Source organism: Pseudomonas sp. CM25 (assembly GCF_013179705.1).
Taxonomy (GTDB): domain Bacteria; phylum Pseudomonadota; class Gammaproteobacteria; order Pseudomonadales; family Pseudomonadaceae; genus Aquipseudomonas.
In genome coordinates, this window is the sequence record NZ_JABMCW010000410.1 from 1 (window position 1) to 4,292 (window position 4,292).

3 protein-coding genes and 1 pseudogene are annotated in these 4,292 nt (G+C 61.5%); all 4 read left to right on the plus strand.

Translation table 11 applies throughout. The features are described from left to right. The first annotated feature begins 317 nt into the window (after nucleotides 1-317). Nucleotides 318-1,034 carry a GntR family transcriptional regulator gene (locus HP546_RS26715; protein ID WP_172231790.1) on the plus strand — a complete coding sequence of 239 codons (717 nt, stop codon included), beginning with the start codon at nucleotides 318-320 and terminating at the stop codon, nucleotides 1,032-1,034. A gap of 62 nt (nucleotides 1,035-1,096) precedes the next feature. Continuing rightward, nucleotides 1,097-2,416, plus strand: a pseudogene (locus tag HP546_RS26720) (NAD(P)/FAD-dependent oxidoreductase). Between the two features lie 179 nt (nucleotides 2,417-2,595). Beyond that, a complete protein-coding gene (locus HP546_RS26725; RefSeq protein ID WP_172231793.1) occupies nucleotides 2,596-3,924 on the plus strand; it encodes an MFS transporter in 1,329 nt (442 codons plus the stop codon). A 73-nt stretch (nucleotides 3,925-3,997) separates the two neighbouring features. After that, on the plus strand, nucleotides 3,998-4,292 hold a 295-nt coding region (locus HP546_RS26730; RefSeq protein WP_172231796.1), incomplete at its 3' end, for a dihydrodipicolinate synthase family protein.

Below are 4,292 nucleotides of genomic sequence, written 5' to 3' on the forward strand. Positions count from 1 at the left end.
CCTTGTCAGCTGCGTAAGTCTGACGGGTCTGAATGAAAGAGAAGCTCCTGCATGCAAGGTTTTTTTTTGTTTGTGCGGTCCGTGTCGGGCGGACCCTCATCGCCCATTTGTCTGAAATGGATAAATACCTGTCCGGTTTGGCAATGCAGCTTCAAGGGTGTTTAATCTCACCTCTAAAAACCGCTCCAAGCCTTGAAAACAAAGGCCCAGACAGTTTTCACCGTTCATCGAAAATGCTGTAGACACATTGTCTAACAGTGCCATATAGTCGTTATACAAATAGTAGACATAGCGCTATGACAACAAAGAAGGCCGCCATGAAAGCCACCGTTCAACCACTCACCGCAGAAGTGCCGCAGGACCGCAAAGCCGTCCTTGCAGAAGCACTGCGCCGCCGGATCCTCAGTATGGAACTGGCCCCGGGCGCCGTGGTGGACGAGCTGGCCCTGTGCGACGAGTTTGGCCTGTCGCGTCCCCCGGTGCGTGAGCTGCTGCGCCAGATCGCCGCCGAAGGCTACATCGAGCTGGAGGCCAACCGCGCGCCACGCGTCGCCGCCATGAACCACGAGTCGCTGCACAGCTTCTATGTGGCCGCCCCGCTTATCTACGTTGCCACCACCCAACTGGCCGCCACCTACGCCAGCGCCGAAGAAATCGAAGTGCTCAAGGCCATTCAGGCCCAGTTCCGCCGCGCCATCGAAGAGCGTGACGTGGAAAACCGTGTGCTCTACAACGACGCCTTCCACCTCGAAATCGGCCGGATGGCGCACAACGACTACCTGATGCCGAGCCTGCGTCGCCTGCTGATCGACCACACCCGGCTGGGCAAGATCTTCTATCGCCACCCGACCACCGATGACATGCAGCGCGACCTCGAGGCGGCCTGCGAGCAGCACGAGCAGATGATCCAGGCCATCGAGCGCCGCGACCCGCAGATGGCTGGCCATCTGGTGCGCGAGCACTTCGAGCTGTCGCGCCGGCGCATGGCCGAGTACGCCGCACCGCAAGGGCTGGATGTACCGATCCAGATATGAAAGACCAAGGTCAGGGCCGCCGCTGCTGACCACACGACAACGACAAGATCCAGGTTAGTGACATGACAAGAATAAGTTCGTTACCTGCTGATGACGCCACCTGTGGCTGGTATCACCTGAGCAAGCCCCGCACGCCACGGCCGACCCACAGTGGTAACAGCCAGGCACGCTGGGTGGTGGTCGGCGCCGGTTTCACCGGCCTGGCTGCCGCGCGGCAGCTGGCAACGAACTTTCCGGATGACGAAATCGTGCTGGTCGAAGCCCAGGAAGTCGGCTTTGGCACCTCCGGGCGCAACGCCGGTTTTGCCATCGACCTGCCGCACGACATCGGCGCCGAGGACTACATTGGCGACATCGACATCGCCAAGACCGTGCTCAAGCTCAACCTGGGCGGCCAGGAATACCTGAAGGAACTGATCGAACGCTACGACATCGAGTGCCAGTTCCGTCATTGCGGCAAATATCAGGCGGCCATCGAAGACCGCGGCATTGCCGTGCTGGATGCTTACCGCCGCGGCCTGGACAAGCTCGGCCAGCCCTACGAAGTGATCGAAGGGCGCGATTTGCCCGATCACATCGGTACGCACTTCTACCGCAAGGGTCTGTTCACCCCAGGCACTGCTCTGTTGCAGCCTTCGGCGCTGGTAAAAGGCCTGGCCGACAGCCTGCCGGGCAACGTGTCGCTGTACGAGAAGACGCCGATCACCGACGTTCAGTACGGCGACAAGGTGGTGCTGCGCCACGCCAACGGTTCGATTACCGCCGACAAGCTGGTACTCACCACCAACGCGTTCGGCATGAGCTTCGGCTTTCTCAAAGGCCGCATGCTGCCGGTGTTCACCTACGGCAGTATCACCCGCCCGCTGACCGAGCAAGAGCAGGCGCGCCTGGGTGGCAAACCCTACTGAGGCGTGATCCCTGCCGACCCGTTCGGCACCACCATGCGCCGCACCGTCGACAACCGCCTGCTGATTCGCAACAGCTTCAGCTACAACCCCGACGGGCGCAGCAACCGCAAATACCTGGAGCGTTTCGTCCAGCGTCACCGCGAATCGTTCGCCCGGCGCTTCCCGATGCTGCCCGGGGTCAACTTTGAATATACCTGGGGCGGTGCATTGGCACTGTCGCGCAACCACATGGGCTTCTTTGGCAAGTTGGCGCCCAATGTAGTTGGCGCACTGTGCTGCAATGGCCTGGGCGTTACCCGTGGCACGGTCACCGGCAAGTTGCTGGCCGACTGGCTGGCCGGTGACAAGAACCAACTGATCGAGTTTTTGCTGAATGCCCCCGGGCCTTGCGCCAACCCGCCGCAGCCTTTGGTTTCACTGGGCTTGAACGCCAACCTGATGTGGGGGCAGTTCCGCGCAGGCCAGGAAAGCTGAGCGCTGACGAGTTGTAATTTGAATACTTGATGCCGGAGGTTATTTAGCCGGCACGGGCACCCTTTGCCCGAAATCGATGATTGGCCAGCAGGCCATTCACCCGGGGCTGAGTGCTGTATTCAGTTTCGCGGACTCGCTCGCCTTGAAAATGTGCATGTAGCAGAGTGGTAGGAACAACAATGACAAGTACCAATGTTTCGATTGAAGATGTACCGATCAACAACTTCCACCAGTTGCTGACCTTGCGTTCCGGTGGCGGTTCGTTCGTCGACGGCTGTGTATTGAGCATCATTGGCGTGGCCATGGTGCAGATGTCTGCAGGCCTCAGCCTGACCAGTTTCTGGCAGGGCATGATTGCCGCCTCGGCGCTGATCGGCATTTTCTTCGGTGGCTTCTTCGGCGGTTGGCTGACTGACCGCTTTGGCCGCAAACGCGTGTTTTTCGTCGGCCCGACCTTGTTCATCCTGGCCTCGGTGGCGCAGTTCTGGGTGGAATCGGCGCTGGCCCTGTTCCTGCTGCGCTTCGCCATCGGTATTGCGGTGGGTATCGAATACCCGGTCGCCACCTCGCTGCTGGTGGAGTTCCTGCCCAAGAAAAACCGTGGCCCACGCCTGGCCACCCTGACCGTGCTGTGGTTCGCCGGTGCTGCCACTGCCTACCTGGCGGGTGAGGCGATTTTGCGCCACGGCGGCGACGATGCCTGGCGCCTGGTATTGGCCAGTGCCGCCGTGATCGGTGCGCTGCTGTTCGCAATTCGCCTGGGCACCCCGGAATCACCGCGCTGGTTGATCAGCAAAGGCCGTTCGGCCGAAGCCGAACAGGTGATCAAGCGCGTGTACGGCAACGGTTTTTCACTGAAAAACCTGCCGGAGGAGCCCAAGACCCACAAGCTGTCGTTCCTCAGCCTGCTGCACTCCGGCTACGGCAAGCGCATGCTGTTCGTCACCATGTTCTGGACCTGCTCGGTGATCCCGGTGTTCGCCGTCTACGCGTTCGCCCCCCGGGTGCTGGGCGCACTCAACCTGAAGGGTGACTGGGCATCGATCGGTTCGATCGCCATCACGTTCCTGTTCGTGGTCGGCTGCATCATCGGCACCCGCCTGCTGAACACCATCGGCCGCCGCACCACGTTGCTGCACAGCTTCTTCTGGTCAGGGCTGGCGCTGCTGGGCCTGGGTGCCTTCAGCAACGGTAACGAGATGCTCATCCTGGCCCTGTTCGGCGCCTATGCGCTGTTCATCGGTGGCGCCCAGGTGTTGCAGCTGGTGTACCCCAACGAACTGTTCCCGACCGAGATCCGCGCTGGCGCGGTGGGTGTGGGCACCTCGATGTCGCGCATCGGCGCTGCCGTCGGCACCTGGCTGGTGCCCATCGCGCTCGACAGCTACGGCATCGGCGCAACCATGTATGCCGCCGCCGTGGTCACCTTCGTCGGCCTGGCCTTCTCGCTCGCCCTGGCACCGGAAACCCGTTCGCTGAACCTGCAACAAGCGGCTTCGCTGGGCTGAACCCTTACAACCTGCCGCAGCGTCCTTGCGCTGCGGCTTTTACGACACTGAGCAACGCACTGGAGAACCTACCGTGAAATTCGAAGGCATCTACACCCCGGCAATCACTCCGCTGGCTGCGGACGGCTCGATCGACAAGGCGGCGTTCGCCGAAGTCCTCGAATACCTGGTCGACTCGAAAATCCACGGCGTGATCATCGGTGGCTCCACCGGCGAGTACTACGCCCACACCACCCAAGAGCGCATCGAGCTGGCCGCCCAGGCCAAGGACGTGCTCAACGGCCGCCTGCCGCTGATCGTCGGCACCGGTGGCATCCGCACCGAAGACGCCGTGGCCTTCGCCCAGCACGCCAAGGAAATCAAGGCTG